This is a genomic window from Streptomyces endophytica (assembly GCF_026153355.1).
GTDB lineage: Bacteria > Actinomycetota > Actinomycetes > Streptomycetales > Streptomycetaceae > Streptomyces > Streptomyces endophytica.
In genome coordinates, this window is the sequence record NZ_CP110636.1 from 5768945 (window position 1) to 5787399 (window position 18455).

Below are 18455 nucleotides of genomic sequence, written 5' to 3' on the forward strand. Positions count from 1 at the left end.
TCGGCCCCGCGAGATGTCAGAAGATTTCCTCGGCGGTGGACCGCACGATTCGGGCTCCCATATTGCGTTCCATCATGCGCAACGCGGCGTCCGCGAGATCCCGGTGGATATGCGCGCAGGCGTCCTCGACGACGATGACGCCGACGTGCCGGATGTGGGCGTCGAGCGCCGAATAGAGCACGCATTGTTCGGTGACCTGGCCGCAGAGCACGATGGTGTCGATGCCGTGCTGGCGCAGCAGGTATTCCAGTGGCGTCTGGTAGAAGATCGAGTGCCGTGCCTTGACCACGAACAGAGAATTCTCGTCCGGCCGCACCGGCTCCACGAGATCGGCGTGCGGGCCGCTCAGCGCGGTGTCCAGGAGCTCGTCGTGGTGCGAGCGCCACAGGCCGAAGTTGTCGTTGACGTAGATGACCTCGGCGTCGCTGCGCCGGGCCCGTTCGAGCAGCGCGGTGAGCCGGGGCAGGGCCGCGCGCACCGAGGGCAGCAGCAGGTCGGCGTCCTCGTGCTCGTAGGAGTTGAGCATGTCGATCACGATGAGTGCGGTGCCGGACATGGCGGGTCCCCGGTCAGCTCCGCGCCGGACGTTCCCGGGCCACGTCGGTCGGCAGCGCCCGCTCGGCGGCGGGCAGCGCCGGCAGCGGCCCGCCGGCCCCGCTCATCGCCGGTTCCCCTGCTCCCCGGCCTCCTCCTCGGCGACCCGTTTGAGGGTGCGCCCGCTGCGGACCGAGCGGGCCCGGCGGGCGTCGGGGGTACCGCGCCGTGCGGCCCGTTCGTCGTTCTCCTTGACCAGCAGCCAGGACTCCCGCTTCCCGGAGCCGTCGCCGCCGCGGAACCGGGTGAGCGCATAGCCGCCGTGCAGTTTGCTGCCGTCGAGCCAGAAGGAGGCGTGGCCCTGCTCCAGTGCCTCGCCGAACGTGCGGGTGCGGCCCTTCTTTTTCCCCGGCAGCGGGCGGTAGCTGCCCTCGTCCCAGACGATGACGGTGCCCGCGCCGTACTCCCCGTCCGGGATGACGCCCTCGAACTCCCGGTACTCCAGCGGATGGTCCTCGGTGGGCATGGCCAGCCGCTTGTCCTGCGGGTCGGTGGACGGGCCCTTCGGCACCGACCAGGACCTGAGGACCCCGTCGACCTCCAGCCGGAAGTCGAAGTGCAGGGTGCTGGCGTCGTGGATCTGCACCACGAAGCACGGGGTGTCGCCGGAGGAGGTCTGCTCGCCCTGCGGCTCGCGGGTCCGGTCGAAGTGCCGTTTGCCGCGGTACGTCGTCAGTCCGTTCCTGCCACTCACGGGTCCGCCCGCCTTTCCTCGGCTGCCGCATCTCTCACTGTGGCGCGCGGTGGGCGGCGGCGCACGTGCGGCCCGGGCCCGCCCCGCGGCCCTCCGAGTGCCCGGTTCGGGTGAGTAACACGCCCGCCAAGGGGCACGCGAGGGCCGCAGGAGCGAGTTTGGATCCTGACCGCAGAGTCGAGTGCTGGGAGGAGCCATGGGCCTGGGGAGGTTGCTGCGTGACTGGCCCGTCTACCGCCAGCTGACCGGCGGCGATCCGCTGGGCCGCGGACGCGCCGCGATGTCCGCGCGCACCGAGGCGCTCCGGCCGCGGACGGAGACCGCCGACCGGGTGGTGAAGTCGGTCTGCCCGTACTGCGCGGTCGGCTGCGGACAGCAGGTGTACGTCAAGGACGACCGGGTGGTGCAGATCGAGGGCGACCCCGATTCGCCGGTCAGCCGGGGCCGGCTCTGCCCCAAGGGCTCGGCGACGCTCCAGCTGACGACCGGGCCGTCCCGGCGCCACCAGGTCCTCTACCGCCGGCCGTACGGGACCGACTGGCAGCCGCTCGACCTGGACACGGCCATGGACATGATCGCCGACCGGGTGATCGAGACCCGCCGGGACACCTGGCAGTGGGAGGCGGACGGCAAGCGGGTGGCCCGCACGCTCGGCATCGCCAGCCTGGGCGGCGCGACCCTCGACAACGAGGAGAACTACCTGATCAAGAAGCTGCTGACCGGTCTGGGCGTGATCCAGGTGGAGAACCAGGCCCGGGTCTGCCACAGCTCGACGGTCACCGGCCTGGGCACCTCGTTCGGCCGCGGCGGGGCGACCACCTTCATGCAGGACCTCCAGCACGCGGACTGCATCGTCATCGAGGGCTCGAACTTCGCCGAGGCGCACCCGGTGGGCTTCCAGTGGGTGATGGAGGCCAAGGCCCGGGGCGCCCGGATCATCCACGTCGATCCGCGCTTCACCCGGACCAGCGCGCTGTGCGACCTGCACGTGCCGATCCGGGCCGGCAGCGACCTCGCCTTCCTGGGCGGGCTGATCCACCACGTGCTGTCCGAGGGGAAGGACTTCCGCGAGTACGTCCTCGCCTACACCAATGCCGCCACCCTGATCAGCGAGGACTTCCGGGACACCGAGGACCTCGACGGGGTGTTCTCCGGCCTGGACGAGGAGGGGCGCCGCTACGACCCGGCGAGCTGGCAGTACGAGGGCACCGACGTCCAGGCCCCGGCCGGCGACGTCGAGCAGCTGCACGACCGCCGGCTCGAAGACGCCCGCGGCGCCGCCCACCACGTCCCCGGCCACGCCGAGACGCACGGCTCGGGCGGTCCGCAGGCCGCCGCCGAGGCGCCGCGGGACCCGACCCTGACCCACCCCCGGTGCGTCTACCAGATCCTCAAGCGGCACTACGCCCGCTACACCCCCGAGCTGGTCGAGCGGACCTGCGGGATCCCGCGCGAGACGTTCCGGCAGGTGTGCGACGCACTGACCGCGAACTCCGGGCGGGAGCGGACCAGCGCCTTCGTCTACGCGGTCGGCTGGACCCAGCACACGACCGGCTCCCAGTACATCCGGGCCGCGAGCGTCCTGCAGCTGCTGCTGGGCAACATCGGCCGCCCCGGCGGCGGCATCCAGGCGCTCCGCGGTCACGCCTCCATCCAGGGCTCCAGCGACATCCCCACCCTCTTCAACCTGCTGCCCGGCTACCTGCCGATGCCCCATGCGCACGCCCACGAGGACCTGGACACCTTCGTCGCGGCGAGCCGCACCGACAAGGGCTTCTGGGCCGACATGCGGGCGTACTTCGTCAGCCTGCTCAAGGCGTACTACGGCGATGCCGCGACCCCGGAGAACGACTTCTGCTTCGACCACCTGCCGCGGATCACCGGCTCGCACAGCACCTACGACACCGTCATGGCGCAGCTGGACGGCGTCTGCAAGGGCTACTTCCTGATGGGCGAGAACCCCGCCGTGGGCTCCGCCAACACCCGGCTGCAGCGCCTGGGCATGGCCCACCTCGACTGGCTGGTGGTCCGCGACTTCTCGCTCATCGAGTCGGCGACCTGGTGGCGGGACGGGCCCGAGATCGAGAGCGGCGAGCTCGCCACCGAGGACATCGGGACCGAGGTGTTCTTCCTGCCGGCCGCCTCGCACACCGAGAAGTCCGGGTCGTTCACCAACACCAACCGCTGGCTGCAGTGGCACCACGCCGCCGTCGAGCCGGACGGCGACGCCCGTAGTGACCTGTGGTTCATGTACCACCTGGGCCGGCGCATCAAGGCGAAGCTGGCGGCGTCCACCGACCCGAGGGACCGCATGGTGCAGGACCTGACCTGGGACTACCCGGTCGAGGGCGACCACCGCGAGCCGGTCGCCGCCGCCGTCCTCGCCGAGATCAACGGGCACGGCCCGGACGGCGCCCCGCTGCGTGCCTACACCGAGCTGAAGGACGACGGCTCGACCCGCTGCGGCTGCTGGATCTACTGCGGGGTCTACGCGGACGGCGTCAACCAGGCGGCCCGCCGCACCCCGCACACCGAGCAGGACTGGGTCGCCGCCGAGTGGGCGTGGGCCTGGCCGGCCAACCGCCGGATCCTCTACAACCGGGCGTCGGCCGCCCCCGACGGCACGCCCTGGAGCGCCCGCAAGGCGTACGTGTGGTGGGACGCCGAAGCGGGCCGCTGGACCGGCCGGGACGTGCCGGACTTCCTCCCCGACCGGCCGCCGGATCACGTACCGCCGCCCGGGGCGCGGGGGCCCGACGCGCTGCGCGGCGACGACCCGTTCATCATGCAGGCGGACGGCAAGGGCTGGCTGTTCGCCCCGTCCGGGCTGCTCGACGGGCCGCTGCCGACCCACTACGAGCCGCAGGACTCGCCGTTCGGCAACGCCCTGTACCCCGACCGGCCGCGCTCCCCCACGCAGGCGCGGTACGTCCGCGAGGGCAACCGCTACCACCCCAGCGGCGACGAGCCGGGCGCCGAGGTCTTCCCGTACGTCCTGACCACCCACCGGCTGACCGAGCACTTCACGGCGGGCGGGATGAGCCGCTGGTCGTCCCATCTCGCCGAGCTGCAGCCGGAGTTGTTCTGCGAGGTGTCCCCGCGGCTGGCCGCCGAGCGCGGTCTGACGCACAACGGCTGGGCGACGATCGTCACCGCCCGGAACGCCATCGAGGCGCGGGTGGCGGTCACCGACCGGATCAGGACGCTGACCGTGCACGGCCGCGAGGTGCACCAGATCGGGCTGCCGTTCCACTGGGGCCCCAACGGGGTGGTCACCGGCGACGCGGCCAACGAGCTGATGGCGATCGTGCTGGACCCCAACTCGCACATCCAGGAGGACAAGGCACTCACCGCCGACATCCGCCCGGGCCGCCGGCCGCGCGGCCCGGCCCTCCCCCGCCTGGTGGCGGAGTACCGGCGGCGCGCGGGGATCACCGAGCACACCGGAGAGGACCGAAGGCCATGACCGACAGCCTGCTCAGCGGCCCCGAGCCGGACCCGGCCGGCGACGCCGGGCACGCCGGTGCCCCGCCCCGGGTGGGGTTCTTCACCGACACCTCCGTCTGCATCGGCTGCAAGGCGTGCGAGGTGGCGTGCAAGGAGTGGAACGCCCTCCCCGAGGACGGGCTGACGCTCACCGGCATGTCGTACGACAACACCGCCGGGCTCGGGGCGTCCACCTGGCGGCACGTGGCCTTCATCGAGCAGTCGGCGCCGCAACCGCCGGTGCCCGCACCCGAGGGCCGTACGGTGCTGCCGCTCGCCGGGGACGCGGACCAGTCCGCCGGCGGCGACCTGCGCTGGCTGATGTCCTCCGACGTCTGCAAGCACTGCACCCACGCCGCCTGCCTCGACGTCTGCCCGACCGGCTCGCTGTTCCGCACCGAGTTCGGGACCGTGGTGGTACAGGAGGACATCTGCAACGGCTGCGGCTACTGCGTCCCGGCCTGCCCCTACGGGGTGATCGAGCAACGCCCGTCCGACGGGCGGGCGTTCAAGTGCACCCTCTGCTACGACCGGCTCGGCGCCGGACAGGAACCGGCCTGCGCGAAGGCCTGCCCGACCGAGTCGATCCAATTCGGCCCGCTCGACGAGCTGCGCGAGCGCGCGGCACTGCGGGTGGACCAGCTGCACGCGGCCGGGGTGTCCAAGGCCCGCCTCTACGGCCACGACCCGGCGGACGGGGTCGGCGGCGACGGGGCGTTCTTCCTGCTGCTGGACGAGCCGGAGGTCTACGGGCTGCCGCCGGACCCGCAGGTCACCACCAGGGATCTGCCCGCGATGTGGCGGCACGCCGGCGCGGCGGCGCTGTCACTGGCCGGCGGTTTCGCGCTGTCCTTCGCACTGCCCGCCGTGCTGCGAGGGAGGGGGCGGCGATGACCGGCGCCGACCGGCCGGGCGACCGGCGCGCACGGCGGTCCCGCAAGGGCGAGGAACTCATGGTCCCGCGCGCCGAGTTCGCCTCCTACTACGGCCGTCCGGTCATCAAGGCGCCCTCCTGGTCGGCCCGGGACATCGCCGGGTACTTCTTCCTCGGCGGCCTGGCGGGCGCCGGTTCGGTGCTCGCCGCGGGCGCCCAGCTGACCGGCCGGACCACGCTGGCGACCGGGATGAAGGTCACGTCGCTGGCGGCCGTCTCGCTGTCCGCCGCGGCGCTCGTCCACGACCTCGGCCGGCCCGCCCGGTTCGGCAACATGCTGCGCGTCATCAAGCCGACCTCGCCGATGAGCGTCGGTTCCTGGCTGCTCAGCGGCTACGGGCCGGCCGCCGGGGCGGCGGCGGTGTGCGCGGTCAGCGGGCGGCTGCCGCGGGCCGGCGCCGCCGCCACCGCGGCCGCCGCGGCGCTGGGGCCGGCCGTGGCCACGTACACCGCCGTGCTCGCGGCGGACACCGCGGTGCCGGCCTGGCACGGCGCGCACCGCGAACTGCCCTATCTCTTCGCGGCCTCCGCGACCGCCGCGGCGTCCGGCACGGCACTGGTGCTGGCGCCGCCCCGCGAGACCGCGCCGGTGCGCTGCGCCGCCGTCCTCGCCGCCGCTGCCGACGCGGCGGCGATGCGGGCGGCGAAGCGGCGGCTGGGGATGGTGGCGGAGACCTACCGGGAGGGCCGGGCCGGCCGGCTGCTGCGCGGGGCGGAGCTGCTGCTCGGTGCCGGCGCGGTGACCGCGGCGCTCGGCGCCCACCGCTCCCGGACGGCGGCCGTCGCCGCCGGACTGGCGCTGCTCGCCGGGTCGGCGTGCACCCGGTTCGGCGTCTTCGCCGCCGGGATCGCCTCCGCGCAGGACCCGGCGTACACCGTCGTCCCGCAGCGCGCCGCGATGAACCCGTCCGGCGGACCGGGACCGGACCCGGCCACCGCCCGCCCGGACGGCCGCACCGAACAGCAAGCGTCAGACTGACCGTCCTCGACCGCAGGAGTCCACGTGACACGACGTCGCCCTCGGATCGTGATCGTCGGAGCCGGTTTCGCCGGCTACGAATGTGCCCGCACGCTCTCCCGGACGGCCAAGGGAGCCGCCGAGATCGTGCTGCTCAACCCCCATGACTACTTCCTCTACGTACCGCTGCTGCCGGAGGTGGCGGCCGGCATCCTGGAGCCGCGCCGGATCTCGGTGTCGCTGACCGGGACCCTGCCGGGCGTCCGGCTCGTCCTCGGGCAGGCCCACGGCATGGACCTGGACGCCCGCCGGGTGGCGTACACCGACCCGGAGGACCGGGAGGGCACGCTGGACTACGACCGGCTGGTGCTGACGGTCGGCAGCGTCAACAAGCTGCTGCCCGTCCCCGGTGTCGCCGAGCACGCCCACGGCTTCCGCGGCATGCCCGAGGCGCTCTACCTGCGCGACCACATCACCCGCCAGTGCGAACTGGCCGGGGCGGCCGAGGACCCGGGCGAACGGGCCGCCAGGACCACGTTCGTGGTCGTCGGGGCGGGCTACACCGGCACCGAAGTCGCCGCCCACGGCGTGCTGTTCACCGATGCGCTGGCCCGGCAGAACACCGGGCTGCGGGACGGGCCGCGGCCTCGCTGGCTGCTGCTGGACATCGCCGACCGGGTGCTGCCGGAGCTCGACGAGCGGCTCTCCCGCACCGCCGACCGGGTGCTGCGCGGCCGCGGGGTGGACGTCCGTACCGGCACGTCGGTCAAGGAGGCCACCTCGGACGGGGTGCTGCTGGACGACGGCGAGTTCATCGCCAGCCGCAGCCTGATCTGGTGCGTCGGCGTCCGCCCGGACCCGCTGGTGGCCTCGATGGGGCTGCCCACCGACCGGGGGCGGCTGTGCGTCGACGCGTACCTGGGCGTGCCCGGCCATCCGGAGGTGTTCGCCTGCGGTGACGCCGCGGCCGTGCCGGACCTGACCCGGCCGGGCAAGGTGACGCCGATGACCGCCCAGCACGCCCAGCGGCAGGGCAAGGTCGCGGCCCGCAACGTCGCGGCGTCCTGCGGCCACGGCACCCGGCGCGCGTACGAACACCACGACCTGGGGTTCATGGTCGACCTGGGCGGGGTCCAGGCCGCCGCGAACCCGCTGCACGTCCCGCTGTCCGGCCCGTTCGCCAGCGCCGTCACCCGCGGCTACCACCTGATGGCGATGCCCGGGAACCGGGTGCGGGTGGCCGCCGACTGGTTCCTGGACGCGGTGCTGCCCCGGCAGGGCGTCCAGCTCGGCCTGGTGCGGTCCTGGTCGGTGCCGCTGGACACCGAGACGCCGGAGGTGGCCCGGGTACCGCGCTAGCGGGTCCCGCCCGGATCCGGCGGCCTGGCCGCGCGGGGATGCGATCACCGCCGATCGGTCGTGCCATGGAGAGGACCAGGCCCCTGGCACGTCCGGTGCGGAGAGGTGCGATCCATGGCACGACCGGTGTGGAGCGGTTCGCTGACCTTCGGGCTGGTCACGCTGCCGGTACGGCTGACGCCGACGAGATTCCCGGCCGTTCGTCGATGAACCGGAGCGACCTCATCAAGGCCCGCTCCGCGTAGTGCCGGCGCTTGCCCGGGCAGGTGCCGGGTATCCGCCCGGAATGGAGAAGCTGACCGTGGGAACCACGTATCCGTCCGCGCCCCTCGCCGCTCCGCACGGGACGAGCGGCGCCCTGCTCACGATCGTCGGGGTCCTCGTCGTCGCCGTGCTGCTCGCGGCGTTCGTCTGGGGCCGGCGCATCAGGCAGCGCGAGCCGGGCCCGCCCGACCCCGCGTCACATCCGCGGCTGCCGCACGGCGAGCCGGTGGGCGACGTCGTGGAGCGCCGCGAGCCCGATGAACTCCCCCGGACCGACCACCGGCGCCGGCCGCACGAGCTGAAGGGCAACGGCATCGAGTCCCGGCGCCGCGAGTAGGCACGCCCCGGCGCCCGATACGTGTCACCGGCCCGGCCGCTGTGAAGGAGGCGCACCCATGACCTCGGACCGCAGAGCCGCCCTGTTCGACGTGGACGGCACGCTCGTCGACAGCACCTATCTGCACGCCGTCGCCTGGTGGGAGGCGTTCCGCCAGGCCGGCCACCGGGTGCCCACGGCCGCCATCCACCGCACCGTCGGCATGGGCGCCGACCACCTCATCGGCCATCTGCTGGGCCCGGACCGGGACCGCGGGGACGATGCCGCGATCAGCGCGGCGCACAAGACGCTCTTCGCCGCGTACTGGTCCCGGCTGGAGCCGCTGGACGGCGCCGCCGACCTGCTGCGGGCCTGTGCCCGGCGCGGCTGGACGGTGGTCCTCGCCAGTTCGGCGGGCGGCCGCGAACTGAGCGCCCTGCGGGCCGCGCTGGACGCCGAGGACGCACTCACCGCGGTCACCGGCGCGGACGACGTGGAGGCCAGCAAACCCTCCCCCGACCTCGTCGAACAGGCACTGGAGCGGGCCGGCACCGAGCCCGGCCGGGCGGTCTTCGTCGGGGACACGGTCTGGGACATGAAGGCCGGCGCCCGGGCCGGGGTGCCCTGCGTGGGCGTGCTCAGCGGTGGCTACTGCCGCAGCGAGCTGCTGGACGCCGGTGCGCGGGAGGTCTACGAAGGACCGGCCGAGCTGCTGGCACGGCTGGACTCGTCCCTGCTCACGTGACCGGACCCGTCGCCGCGCGAGGGAAAGGGCCGGGCGGGTGAAATCGCCGGGCCGGCCGGCGGCATGGCGGTCCTGGCCCGTGGTGGCCCGTCGAGTATCCAGGAACATGTCCCTTCGTCATCCCGTGGACCGCGGCGGCAAGGAACGGGGGCGGTTCGCCGAACTGGCCGAAAGGGCCTCGCATTTCACCAGTTCCCCGCTCTTCTTCGTGCTCTGCCTCGTCCTGATCGCCCTGTTCCTCGCCGTTCACCTCGCCCATCTGTCATTGGCCTGGCAGCTGCTGGTGGGGGATTTCATGACCGCGGTGACCCTGCTTCTGCTCGCTCTGCTCAAGAACTCCGAGCTGCGGGCGGAACACGCGATCCAGCGGAAGCTCGACGCCCTGGCGGCCGCGCTGCTGGAGTCCCGGGAGGGCCGGGGCGGAAAAGCCGCGGAGGACCTCAGGAAGGCGATCCGTATGGAGGAGGAAACATGAGCACGGACCTCGATATCAGCCCGGTCGCCCGGGCCCGGCGCGGCCGGTGAGCGCGGTCCAGGGGCGGCGGGCCGCGACCGGGGGGCCGCTGCCGCTCCCGGCGGCGCGGATCGTCGCTCCCGAGATCGACGGGCCCGAGGACGTGGTGGCCGACGCCGACGGCAACGTCCTGACGGGTGCCGCGGACGGCACGGTCTGGCGGGTGCGGCTGCCGGAGGTGGGAGCGGCCGACCAGGCGGCACGGTCGGCCCGGGCGGAGGCCGTGGGGCACACCGGCGGCCGGCCGCTGGGTCTGCATCCGCTTCCCGGTGGTGAGCTGCTCGTCTGCGACGCGTACCGCGGTCTGCTGCACCTCACGCCCCGGGACGGCACGGTCCGGGTGCTGGCCGACGAGGCGGACGGCGAGCCGCTGCGGTTCTGCAGCAATGTCACCGCGGCGCCGGACGGCACGGTCTACTTCACCGTCTCCAGCCTCCGCTACGGACTGGACGAGTGGCCGGGCGACATCCTGGAGCACCTCGGGACCGGCCGGCTGCTGCGGCTACGGCCCGGCGGAACGCCCGAAGTGCTGCTGTCGGGGCTGCAGTTCGCCAACGGCGTGGCGCTGGCGCCGGACGGGTCGTTCCTCCTCGTGGCCGAGACCGGGGCCCGCCGGCTGCGCCGCTACTGGCTCACCGGACCGCGCGCCGGCCGCCCGGAGACCCTCGTCGCGGACCTGCCCGGGCACCCGGACAACATCTCCCTCGCCGACGACGGCATCTTCTGGGTGGCCCTCGCCGGGCCGCGCCAGCCGGCCCTGGAGCTGGTGCACGCCCTCCCCCACCCGCTGCGGCGGGCGGCCTGGCGGGCGATGCGGCGGGTGCGTCCGTTCCCGCCGCCGCATCCGACCGTGCGGGTGCTGGGGATCCGCCCCGACGGCCACCCGGCGTGGGACCTGCGGGCCGCAAGGTCGCCGTACCGGATGGTCACCGCGGTCTGCCGTACGGGCAGCCGGCTGGTCCTGGCCAGCGTCGCCCAGCGCGGCGTGGCGGTGTGCGCGCTGCCCGGCGCGGAGTCCCTGACCGGGCACTGAGGCGGCCGCGCCGGCCCGCCGTCGGGGGCGGGCGCGAACCCGCCTACCGGACCCGTTCGGTCGTTTCCTCCTCCTCGTCGGGGAGTTTCACATCGCTCACCGCGATGTTGACCTCCACGACTTCGAGGCCGGTCATCCGCTCGATCGCGGCGATGACCTGTTCGCGGACCGCCCGGGCGACGTCCGGGATCACTTCGCCGTATTCGGCGATGATGTCCAGGTCGATGGCGGTCTGTTTCTCGCCGACCTCGACCCTGACCCCGTGCGTGCCGCCCGATCCTCCGCCGGGCACCCGCTTGCGCAGCTCGCCCACGGACCGCGCGAGCCCGCTGCCCAGGGCGTGCACACCGACCACATCACCGGCCGCCAGATAGGCGATCTTCGTCACCACGTTGTCGGCGATGGTCGTCCGCCCGAGGGTCCCGGCGTTCCGCGACCCGTGCTCGGTGACCTCGGTCATCCCGCTCACCCCTCGCTCCGTCGCCTGTGCTTCGTGCCGTGTGCTCCGTACGGAAGAGGAGCGTCGGCCCTCTCTTCACGCTAGAGCCCGGCCGATGAGGCCGCCTCTCCTCCTTTGCCGACCCGGCAAACGGAATTGTCGGCCTGTGCGACGGACGCAGCGGCGGCCGCGTCCCACGGGACGCGGCCGCCGGGGTGCGCTCCGGGGTCAGGCGGCCCCGTTGGTCCGGCGGCGGCGCAGCACCAGGACGGTGCCGGTCGCGCCGGCCGCCACCACCGCGGCGCCGATCGCGGCCGGCAGCACGGGGAAGGCGGAGTCGGTGGCCGCGGCGGTGTCCTGCACGGCCGGGCCCGGGTCGATGGTGGTCGCGATCGGGGCGACGTGCCGGATCGGGCCGACGGACCTGACCGAGCCGTCCTTGTTGAGCAGCACCTGCTTCTTGTTGGGGTGCCGGAAGTCGAACATGCCCCGCAGGGAGCCGGCCCGGGTGTCGAAGGCGGCGTCGCCGATCCGGCCGGTGTGCCAGTTGTCCTCGATGAACTTGATGATCGAGGTCTGCTCGGTGCGGGTGTGGTCGATCTTGTTGACCTTGCTGTACGGCGAGACCACCAGGAGCGGCTGCCGGGTGCCGGGGCCGCAGCGGTCCGCGTAGCCGCCGGCGGCCGCGGGGCCCGCCTGGCAGGCCGGGCTGTCGGTGGGCTTGCCGTTGGAGCCGGTCGAGGTGTCCTTCGAGCCGTTGCGCGGCTTCGCGTAGGCGTGGTCGTACCAGCCGTCGGAGTCGTCGTAGGCGATGACGACCGCGGTGTCCTTCCACTGCGGCGACTGCTGGATGCGGTTGATCCGGTCGACGAGGAAGTGCTGTTCGTCGATCGGGTCGGAGTAGGCGGCGTGCGCGTCCTGGTATTCGGGGGCCTTGACGAAGCTGACCGCCGGCAGCTTGCCCGCCTTCAGCGCGGCGTCGAAGTCGGTCAGGTCGTAGTTGTGGTTGGCCGGTCCGGCGTGGCCGATCTCGTCGACGCTCTTGGGCGCCAGGTGGTGCGGGTTCGCGGTGGACCGGTAGTACTGGAACGGCGCGTGGTGCGGGCTGTAGTCGACGACCGAGGCGCCCCCGACGTTGGCGTGGGTGGTGCCGCCGCACTTCGCGTAGTGGCCGTCCTCGCCGTCCCACGCGGTGCTGGGCCGGAAGCCGCCCTGGAACCAGCCCCAGCTGACGTGCCGGGCGTTGAGCAGGTCGCCGATGTTGCGGCCCTGCATCGCGGCGACCGCGTTCTTGCCGGTGTGGTCCTTGTTGGAGCAGTCGTCGTAGGCCGGGTCGGGGTCGCTGATGATCGTGCCGACGCCGCGGGCGTCCGGCGAGTGCACGGCGTGCGGGTCGGGCTTGTCGGTCTGCCGCGGCTGCTCCGTGCCGGAGGCCGGGTCCATGGAGACGACGCCGTGCGTCTGCCCGGAGACCAGGTTGAGGGCGCCGGGGGTCGAGGGGCCGTAGGTGGAGCTGAAGGAGCGGTCGTTGAGGGCGTAGTGCTGGGCGTAGTTCCACAGCCCGGTGACGGTATTGCCGTCGTAGTAGTCCATCACCAGGCCGGGCTCGCCGAAGAGACCGCCGGAGCACTTGCCCGAGTCGGTGTTCTGGACGAACTGGTCGGCCTTGCCGCCGTTGTAGGCGTACTGCTCGGGCCCGTAGTCGTGGTTCTGGTCGCAGGTCATGGCCTGCTGCGGGGTGAGCCGCTTGGGCGCGTACTGGTTGGGGTTGTGCTCCAGCAGGCCGGCGGTGCGCAGGTTGTCGATGTCCCGGGGTGTGTGCGGGGACGGGGTGAAGCGGGTGCCGTCGGTGTTGGCGGCCTTGGGGTACGTCGCGAAGTAGTGGTCGAACGAGATGTTCTCGTCGAAGAGCACGACCACGTGCTTGATGGGGGTGGAGGTACGGGAGGGAGTGGGCTGGTGCCCGGCGGCCCAGGTCGGCGCCGTGGTGCCCAGGACGCTGAGGGCCGCGGCGCCCGCGAGGGCCCCCAGGCTCCTTATCGCCGGTCGTCTTCCCCTGCTTGCCATGCTCGTTCACCCTCCGGACGGGGACGTGGTCGTGCTGTACGCCCGGATGCTCGGCCGGGCGGGCAGCGGCTCGGCAGAGCCATGATGACGGGCGGGTGAACACTGCGTCAGGTAAGCCGGGCCAAAGCTTGACCGGGTGTTGACCCTTTCGGCGGGTCAGGTGAGCAGGGCCCGGCCGTACCAGTCCGCGGTGTCGCGGACGCCCGGCAGCGCGTAGAAGTAGCCGCCGCCGAACGGGGTGAGGTAGTCCGTCAGCGGTTCGCCGGCGAGCCGGTGCTGCACGGCCTCGAACTGGGCGGCCAGGTCGCGCTGGTAGCAGCAGAACAGCAGGCCCATGTCCAGGTTGCCGTTGCGGTCCACGCCCTGGTCGTAGTTGTACGAGCGGCGCAGGATCCGCTGGCCGTCGGTGGCCGCGGTGCGCGGGTTGGCCAGCCGGATGTGGCTGTCCAGGGGGATGACGTCGCCCTTGGGGTCGCCGGGGTAGTGCGGGGTGTCGTGTTCGTGGTCGCCGTCCAGGGGTGCCCCGGTCTCGCGGTTGCGGCCGAACATCCGCTCCTGTTCGGTCAGCGACACCCGGTCCCAGAACTCCACCAGCATGCGGATCAGCCGGACCACCTGGTAGCTGCCGCCGACCGCCCAGGCCGGTTCGCCGGAGTCCCGGCCGGCCCAGACCAGCCGGTCCATCTCCCGGGCGGACCCGGCGTCCGGATTGGCCGTGCCGTCCTTGAAGCCCATGAGGTTGCGGGGCGTGCCGGACGGACGGGGCGGGCTGCTGAAGCCGTCCAGCCGCCAGCGCACCTGCATGCCGCCCCGGGTCTGCCGGGCGATGTCCCGCAGGGCGTGCAGCACGGTGTCGGTGTCGTCGGCGCACAGTTGGAGGCTCAGATCGCCGTGGCACCACTCGGGGCGGAGGTCGTCGTCGGGGAAGGCGGGCATGGCCGTGAGGCGGCGCGGCGCCCGGCCGCGCAGTCCGAAGCGGTCGTCGAAGAGGGAGGCGCCCACGCCGACGGTCACCGTCAGCGCGCCGGCGGCCGGCCGCGGTCCGAGGATGCCGGAGTCGGTGGGCGGGCCGGTGATGCCGGGGTCCACCGGTGTGCCGCCGTCGGTCAGGGCACGGGCCCGGGCGGTGAGGGTGCGCAGCAGCTCGGCGAGCTCCCGGCGGTCTCCGGCCGTGACGTCGAACGCGGTGAAGGCCGTGACCCGGCGGGGCGCGGTGAGCACCGAGGACTGGTGCGGCCCGTGGAAGGGCACCGGCGGTGCGGCCGAGGTCCCGAGGGCGGGGCCGGGTACCGGTACCGTGCCGCCGGTCCCCGGTGAGCCCTGCGCGGGCGCCGCGCCGCCGGCCGCCAGTCCGGCCCCGGCGAGGGCCGCGCCCCGCAGGAATCCCCGTCTGCCGACTCCGTTCACGCCACTCATCCGCTCACACCGTTCTGCGCGCGTCGCACAGCGTCGCCACCGACGCCAGCCGTTCCACCAGGTCTCCCAGCACCGCGTCGGTACGCTCGCGCTGCCGGCGGTCGAGCCGGTCCAGCGGCGTCCAGCGCCCGTCCCGCCGGAAACCGTCGAGCAGGTCCTGCGCCCGGTCCAACTTCCGCTCCAGCACGGGAAGTTCGGGATACCGGGTGACGAGCAGATGGCGCAGCCGGGCGAGCACCGCACGGGTGCCGTCGAGGTTGGCGCGGGCGGTGGCGAGGTTGCTGCCACTGCCGTAGTCGGTCCGCCCGGTGAGCTCGAACTGGAGGGTGTTCTCCAGGATCTCGTGGGCCCGCAGGCCGAGGTCCGCCGGTTCCATCCGGGCCTCGGTCCAGTCGTCCCGCAGCGCCTTGACGGCGTCGGCGAGTGCGGTGGCCGGGCCGCGCAGGGAGGTGGTGGACCGCCCGTGCCACAGCCCGTACTCGATCCGGTGGAAGCCGGTGAAGGCCGGGTCCCGGACGCCGCCCGGCAGGCCGGCGGTGGTGCCGTTGATCTTCCCGTCCGCGTCGCCGAACGCCCCGTAGGCCGCGCCCAGCCGCTCGTAGGCGAGGTGCGCGGACAGCCAGGCGTCCTCCACCGCGGCGCGGTCGCCGTCCGCCAGGGCGTCCCGCAGGCGTCCGGTCCGGCCGACGAGGCCGTCCAGGCCCCGGCCGACCCACTTCTGGTAGGCGAGCGCCGCGGGGATCAGGTCGTGCTCGGTGACCGGGGCCGCCGCCGGGCCGGCCGGGCCGCCGCCGGTGATCCGCGCCGTCGGTCCGGTGACCGCGTGCGTGTCGTCCGGCAGGCACATGAAGGCGTACGCGCCCCGGCCCAGCCGGATCCGCAACCGGCGTGTGGTGCCGGGCCCGATGCCCTCCACCTCGCCGTAGACGGAGCCGTCGGCGGGGTTCTTGAGGTAGACCTCGGCGGCGGTGTCGGAGGTGTTGTGCAGATCGAAGACCTGGAGTCCGGGGTGCGGGTGCTGCCATCCGCGGCCGCACCTGCTGGGCGACACCTCGATGCCGGTGTGCGGCAGCCCGTCCGGCGCGGCCCGCCCCGCCTCCGCGTCGTCCGCCCCACCGGTCAGCAACAGCCCGGCCAGCAGCCCCCCGGCCACGAGCACAGCACCGACGGCGCCGGTCCGAACGGTGGCACGCATGCTGCTCCTGGCCTTGTCGTGGTCGTGGTCCCGGTCCCGGTCCCGTCCCGGGGACCCCGGCGCCACCCGGCCGGATCTCTTCGCCGCCGGACACCGCCGGCCTCCATGCTAGGCAGCGCCCCGCCTCCGAACACCCCTTCCCCCGCACCGAGTCCGAGAGTTTCCCGGCAGTTCACCGCGCCGCTACGACCTGCGGGGGCCGGCGCTCCGGTCGCCGCGGCCAACTGAACGCGACGGTGGCCGCGCCCGGACCGCATCCGGCCGGCCGAGCGGGCAGGTCAGCCGGGAACCCCCATGCGCTGTGTGCCGACGACCGACAGCAGCCGCAGTGCCTCCTCCGACGGTGAGCCGGGGGCGGCGGTGTAGAGGATGACGCGCTGGTCCCGGTCGGCGATGTCCAGGACGTCGCAGCGGACGGCCACCGGGCCGACGAGGGGGTGCCCGAAGGTCTTGCAGAGGGTGGGGCGGTCGGTGACGTCGTGCGCGGCCCAGAGTCGGGCGAACTCCGCGCTGCCGGCGAGGAGTTCCTCGACCAGGCCGGTCACCTCCGGGTCGTGGGGATAGCGGGCCGCGGCGGCACGCAGGTGCTGGGCCGAGGTCCGGGCGAACTCGTCCGCGTCCGAGACGCCGTACAGCCGCCGCCGGTCCCGGTGGGGGCCGAGGAAGGCACGCCGGATCAGGTTGCGGTCCCGGCGCGCGAGGGCGGAGAAGTCCTCCATCAGCGCCGCGGCCAGGTCGTTCCAGGCGATGACCTCGTACGTCGCCGATATCACCAGGGCCGCGGCCTCCGGCAGCCGGTGCAGCAGCTCGACGATGCTCTGCCGCACCTCCCGCGAGGGCCCGGGCGGGGGTCCGGGCGGGGCACCGGCGAGGTGGTGCAGGTGGTCGCGCTCGGCGTCCGACAGGCGCAGCGCGCGGGCGAGTTGGGCCAGCACCTCGCGGGAGGGGTGCGGGGCACGGGCCTGCTCCAGGCGCGCGTAGTACTCGGTCGAGATGAACGCCAGCTGTGCCACCTCCTCGCGGCGCAGCCCCGGGGTACGGCGCCGCGGCCCCGCCGGGAGCCCCACGTCGGCGGGGGTGATGCGCTCGCGTCTGCTGCGCAGGAAGCTGGCCAGTTCTCGTCGGTCCATCTCCCCAGTCTGCGGGGGCACCGCGAGGCCCAGCCAGGTACTGCCGGTGCCTGGATGAGCGGGGCGGCCGGCCCCAGGCTCGTCGGCATGAACCACACACCGATCACCACCACGGCCTCGGAGCACGCGACGGCTCCGGAACCCTCCGGAACCTCCGGCGCCTCCGGCCTGCTCGCCGGCAAGGTCGCCTTCCTCACCGGTGCCGGTCGCGGCATCGGCGCGGCGGCGGCCCGGCTGTTCGCCCGGGAAGGCGCCCGGGTGCTCCTCGCGGCCCGTACGGAGAGCCAGCTCGCGGCGGTCACCGAGGAGATCCGGGCAGCCGGCGGCACCGCGGAGTACGCGGTGTGCGACCTGGCCGACCCGGCGAGCGTCCGGGCCGCCGTCGACCGGTCCGTCGAGCTCTACGGCCGGCTCGACGTGGCCTTCAACAACGGCGCGACGGGCCAGCCGCCCGGCCCGATGGACCAGTTGTCGGAGGCCGACTTCGACCAGGTCTGCGCCGTCAACCTCAAGGGCCCGTGGCTGGCCATGAACGCCGAGGTCGCCGCCATCCGCGCCACCGCGCGGCGCGGGGCGATCGTCAACACCTCCAGCGTCGGCGCCCTGATGGCCAACCCCTGGCTGCCCGCCTACGGGGCGGCGAAGCGGGCGGTGAACAGCCTCACCGCCTCGGCGGCCGCCACCTACGGCCCGGAGGACATCCGCGTCAACGCCATCGCGCCCGGCACCACCCTCACCGAGATGCTGCACGAATGGGACGAGAAAACCCCCGGCATCATCGATCAGCTCAACGCCCGGACCCCGCTGGGCCGCGCCGCCGACCCGGAGGAGATCGCCCAGGCCGCCGCCTGGCTGCTCAGCGACCGCTCCTCCTACGTCACGGGCACGGTCCTCCGGGTCGACGGCGGCATGCGGGCCTGAGCCGGCACGGCGTCCTGGCGCCCGCTGCGGGGAGCACCCACCCGTCAGGCCACGCGCCGGCGGGTGCCGGTCTTGGCGGAGAGCCTGATCGCGTCGAGAAGGCGGTGCAGCCGCAGTCCGGTGGCGAAGTCCGGAACCGCGCGTGAGCCGGTGCGCGGGTCGCGGGCCTGGATACCTGCCGGCCCGTTGGCTCCGGCCGAGACATCGACCAGATCTCCCTCCGTACCCGAGATGTCCAGCCGGGTCGCATGCCGCCGAGCACCCAGCCTTCACTCGACGGTGTAGGCACCGATCCGCCGTGGCAGGTCCGTGCCGTTCTCCCTCGCCTGCCCGCCTCCCCCGCACACGGTCACCCGTACGTGATGCCATCCGGTACAACCCGGCCGATCT

General features: G+C 73.7%; 16 protein-coding genes. 9 read left to right on the forward strand and 7 right to left on the reverse strand.

All coding sequences use genetic code 11. From position 1 onward, the window contains the following. Positions 1 to 16 precede the first annotated feature (16 nt). Both OJ254_RS25840 and OJ254_RS25845 read right to left on the reverse strand, forming a co-directional pair. Positions 17 to 556 carry a cysteine hydrolase family protein gene (locus OJ254_RS25840; RefSeq protein WP_265364282.1) on the reverse strand — a complete coding sequence of 180 codons (540 nt, stop codon included), beginning with the start codon at positions 554 to 556 and terminating at the stop codon, positions 17 to 19. A 102-nt stretch (positions 557 to 658) separates the two neighbouring features. Then, the gene (locus OJ254_RS25845; protein ID WP_265364283.1) at positions 659 to 1288 is read right to left on the reverse strand and encodes a DNA polymerase ligase N-terminal domain-containing protein; all 630 of its coding nucleotides are present in this window, start codon (positions 1286 to 1288) and stop codon (positions 659 to 661) included. A gap of 196 nt (positions 1289 to 1484) precedes the next feature. Between OJ254_RS25845 and fdh the strand changes: the two genes are divergently transcribed. The 8 genes from fdh (at position 1485) to OJ254_RS25885 (ending at position 10897) form a co-directional block, all read left to right on the forward strand. Continuing rightward, positions 1485 to 4754 carry a formate dehydrogenase gene (gene fdh / locus OJ254_RS25850; protein ID WP_265364284.1) on the forward strand — a complete coding sequence of 1090 codons (3270 nt, stop codon included), beginning with the start codon at positions 1485 to 1487 and terminating at the stop codon, positions 4752 to 4754. Next, complete coding sequence (locus OJ254_RS25855; RefSeq protein WP_265364285.1) at positions 4751 to 5668, forward strand: 4Fe-4S dicluster domain-containing protein; 918 nt, start codon at positions 4751 to 4753, stop codon at positions 5666 to 5668. The genes fdh and OJ254_RS25855 overlap by 4 nt, the downstream gene beginning before the upstream one ends. Before the next feature lie 59 nt (positions 5669 to 5727). After that, positions 5728 to 6687: an NrfD/PsrC family molybdoenzyme membrane anchor subunit gene (gene nrfD, locus OJ254_RS25860; protein ID WP_423836040.1), complete on the forward strand. Its 960-nt coding sequence runs from the start codon at positions 5728 to 5730 to the stop codon at positions 6685 to 6687. Positions 6688 to 6735: 48 nt separating this feature from the next. Next, positions 6736 to 8025, forward strand: a complete 1290-nt coding sequence (locus OJ254_RS25865) for an NAD(P)/FAD-dependent oxidoreductase (RefSeq protein ID WP_265365309.1) — start codon at positions 6736 to 6738, stop codon at positions 8023 to 8025. Between the two features lie 286 nt (positions 8026 to 8311). Beyond that, on the forward strand, positions 8312 to 8626 hold the full coding sequence (locus OJ254_RS25870; protein ID WP_265364287.1) for a DUF6479 family protein: 315 nt from the start codon (positions 8312 to 8314) through the stop codon (positions 8624 to 8626). A 58-nt stretch (positions 8627 to 8684) separates the two neighbouring features. Next, positions 8685 to 9350 (forward strand): HAD family hydrolase, encoded by a 666-nt coding sequence (locus OJ254_RS25875; protein ID WP_265364288.1) that lies wholly within the window; start codon positions 8685 to 8687, stop codon positions 9348 to 9350. 106 nt (positions 9351 to 9456) lie between these two features. Beyond that, complete coding sequence (locus tag OJ254_RS25880) at positions 9457 to 9825, forward strand: low affinity iron permease family protein (protein ID WP_265364289.1); 369 nt, start codon at positions 9457 to 9459, stop codon at positions 9823 to 9825. Positions 9826 to 9871: 46 nt separating this feature from the next. Then, positions 9872 to 10897: an SMP-30/gluconolactonase/LRE family protein gene (locus OJ254_RS25885; protein WP_423835959.1), complete on the forward strand. Its 1026-nt coding sequence runs from the start codon at positions 9872 to 9874 to the stop codon at positions 10895 to 10897. A gap of 43 nt (positions 10898 to 10940) precedes the next feature. Here the strand turns inward: OJ254_RS25885 and OJ254_RS25890 are convergent, their stop codons facing one another. The 5 genes from OJ254_RS25890 to OJ254_RS25910 all read right to left on the reverse strand — a co-directional run bounded on the left by OJ254_RS25890 (position 10941) and on the right by OJ254_RS25910 (position 17144). Further along, complete coding sequence (locus OJ254_RS25890) at positions 10941 to 11357, reverse strand: Asp23/Gls24 family envelope stress response protein (RefSeq protein WP_265365311.1); 417 nt, start codon at positions 11355 to 11357, stop codon at positions 10941 to 10943. Positions 11358 to 11564: 207 nt separating this feature from the next. Next, positions 11565 to 13403: a phospholipase C gene (locus tag OJ254_RS25895; protein ID WP_265364290.1), complete on the reverse strand. Its 1839-nt coding sequence runs from the start codon at positions 13401 to 13403 to the stop codon at positions 11565 to 11567. A 156-nt stretch (positions 13404 to 13559) separates the two neighbouring features. Beyond that, positions 13560 to 14819: an iron uptake transporter deferrochelatase/peroxidase subunit gene (gene efeB / locus OJ254_RS25900; RefSeq protein ID WP_265364291.1), complete on the reverse strand. Its 1260-nt coding sequence runs from the start codon at positions 14817 to 14819 to the stop codon at positions 13560 to 13562. Between the two features lie 4 nt (positions 14820 to 14823). Next, the gene (locus OJ254_RS25905) at positions 14824 to 16014 is read right to left on the reverse strand and encodes an EfeM/EfeO family lipoprotein (protein WP_265364292.1); all 1191 of its coding nucleotides are present in this window, start codon (positions 16012 to 16014) and stop codon (positions 14824 to 14826) included. A gap of 278 nt (positions 16015 to 16292) precedes the next feature. Next, positions 16293 to 17144, reverse strand: coding sequence for a helix-turn-helix transcriptional regulator (locus OJ254_RS25910; RefSeq protein ID WP_265364293.1), 852 nt, complete (start codon positions 17142 to 17144; stop codon positions 16293 to 16295). Positions 17145 to 17198: 54 nt separating this feature from the next. Here OJ254_RS25910 and OJ254_RS25915 point away from each other — a divergent pair, with 54 nt between their 5' ends. Continuing rightward, positions 17199 to 18065 carry an SDR family NAD(P)-dependent oxidoreductase gene (locus OJ254_RS25915; RefSeq protein ID WP_265364294.1) on the forward strand — a complete coding sequence of 289 codons (867 nt, stop codon included), beginning with the start codon at positions 17199 to 17201 and terminating at the stop codon, positions 18063 to 18065. Positions 18066 to 18455 lie beyond the last annotated feature (390 nt).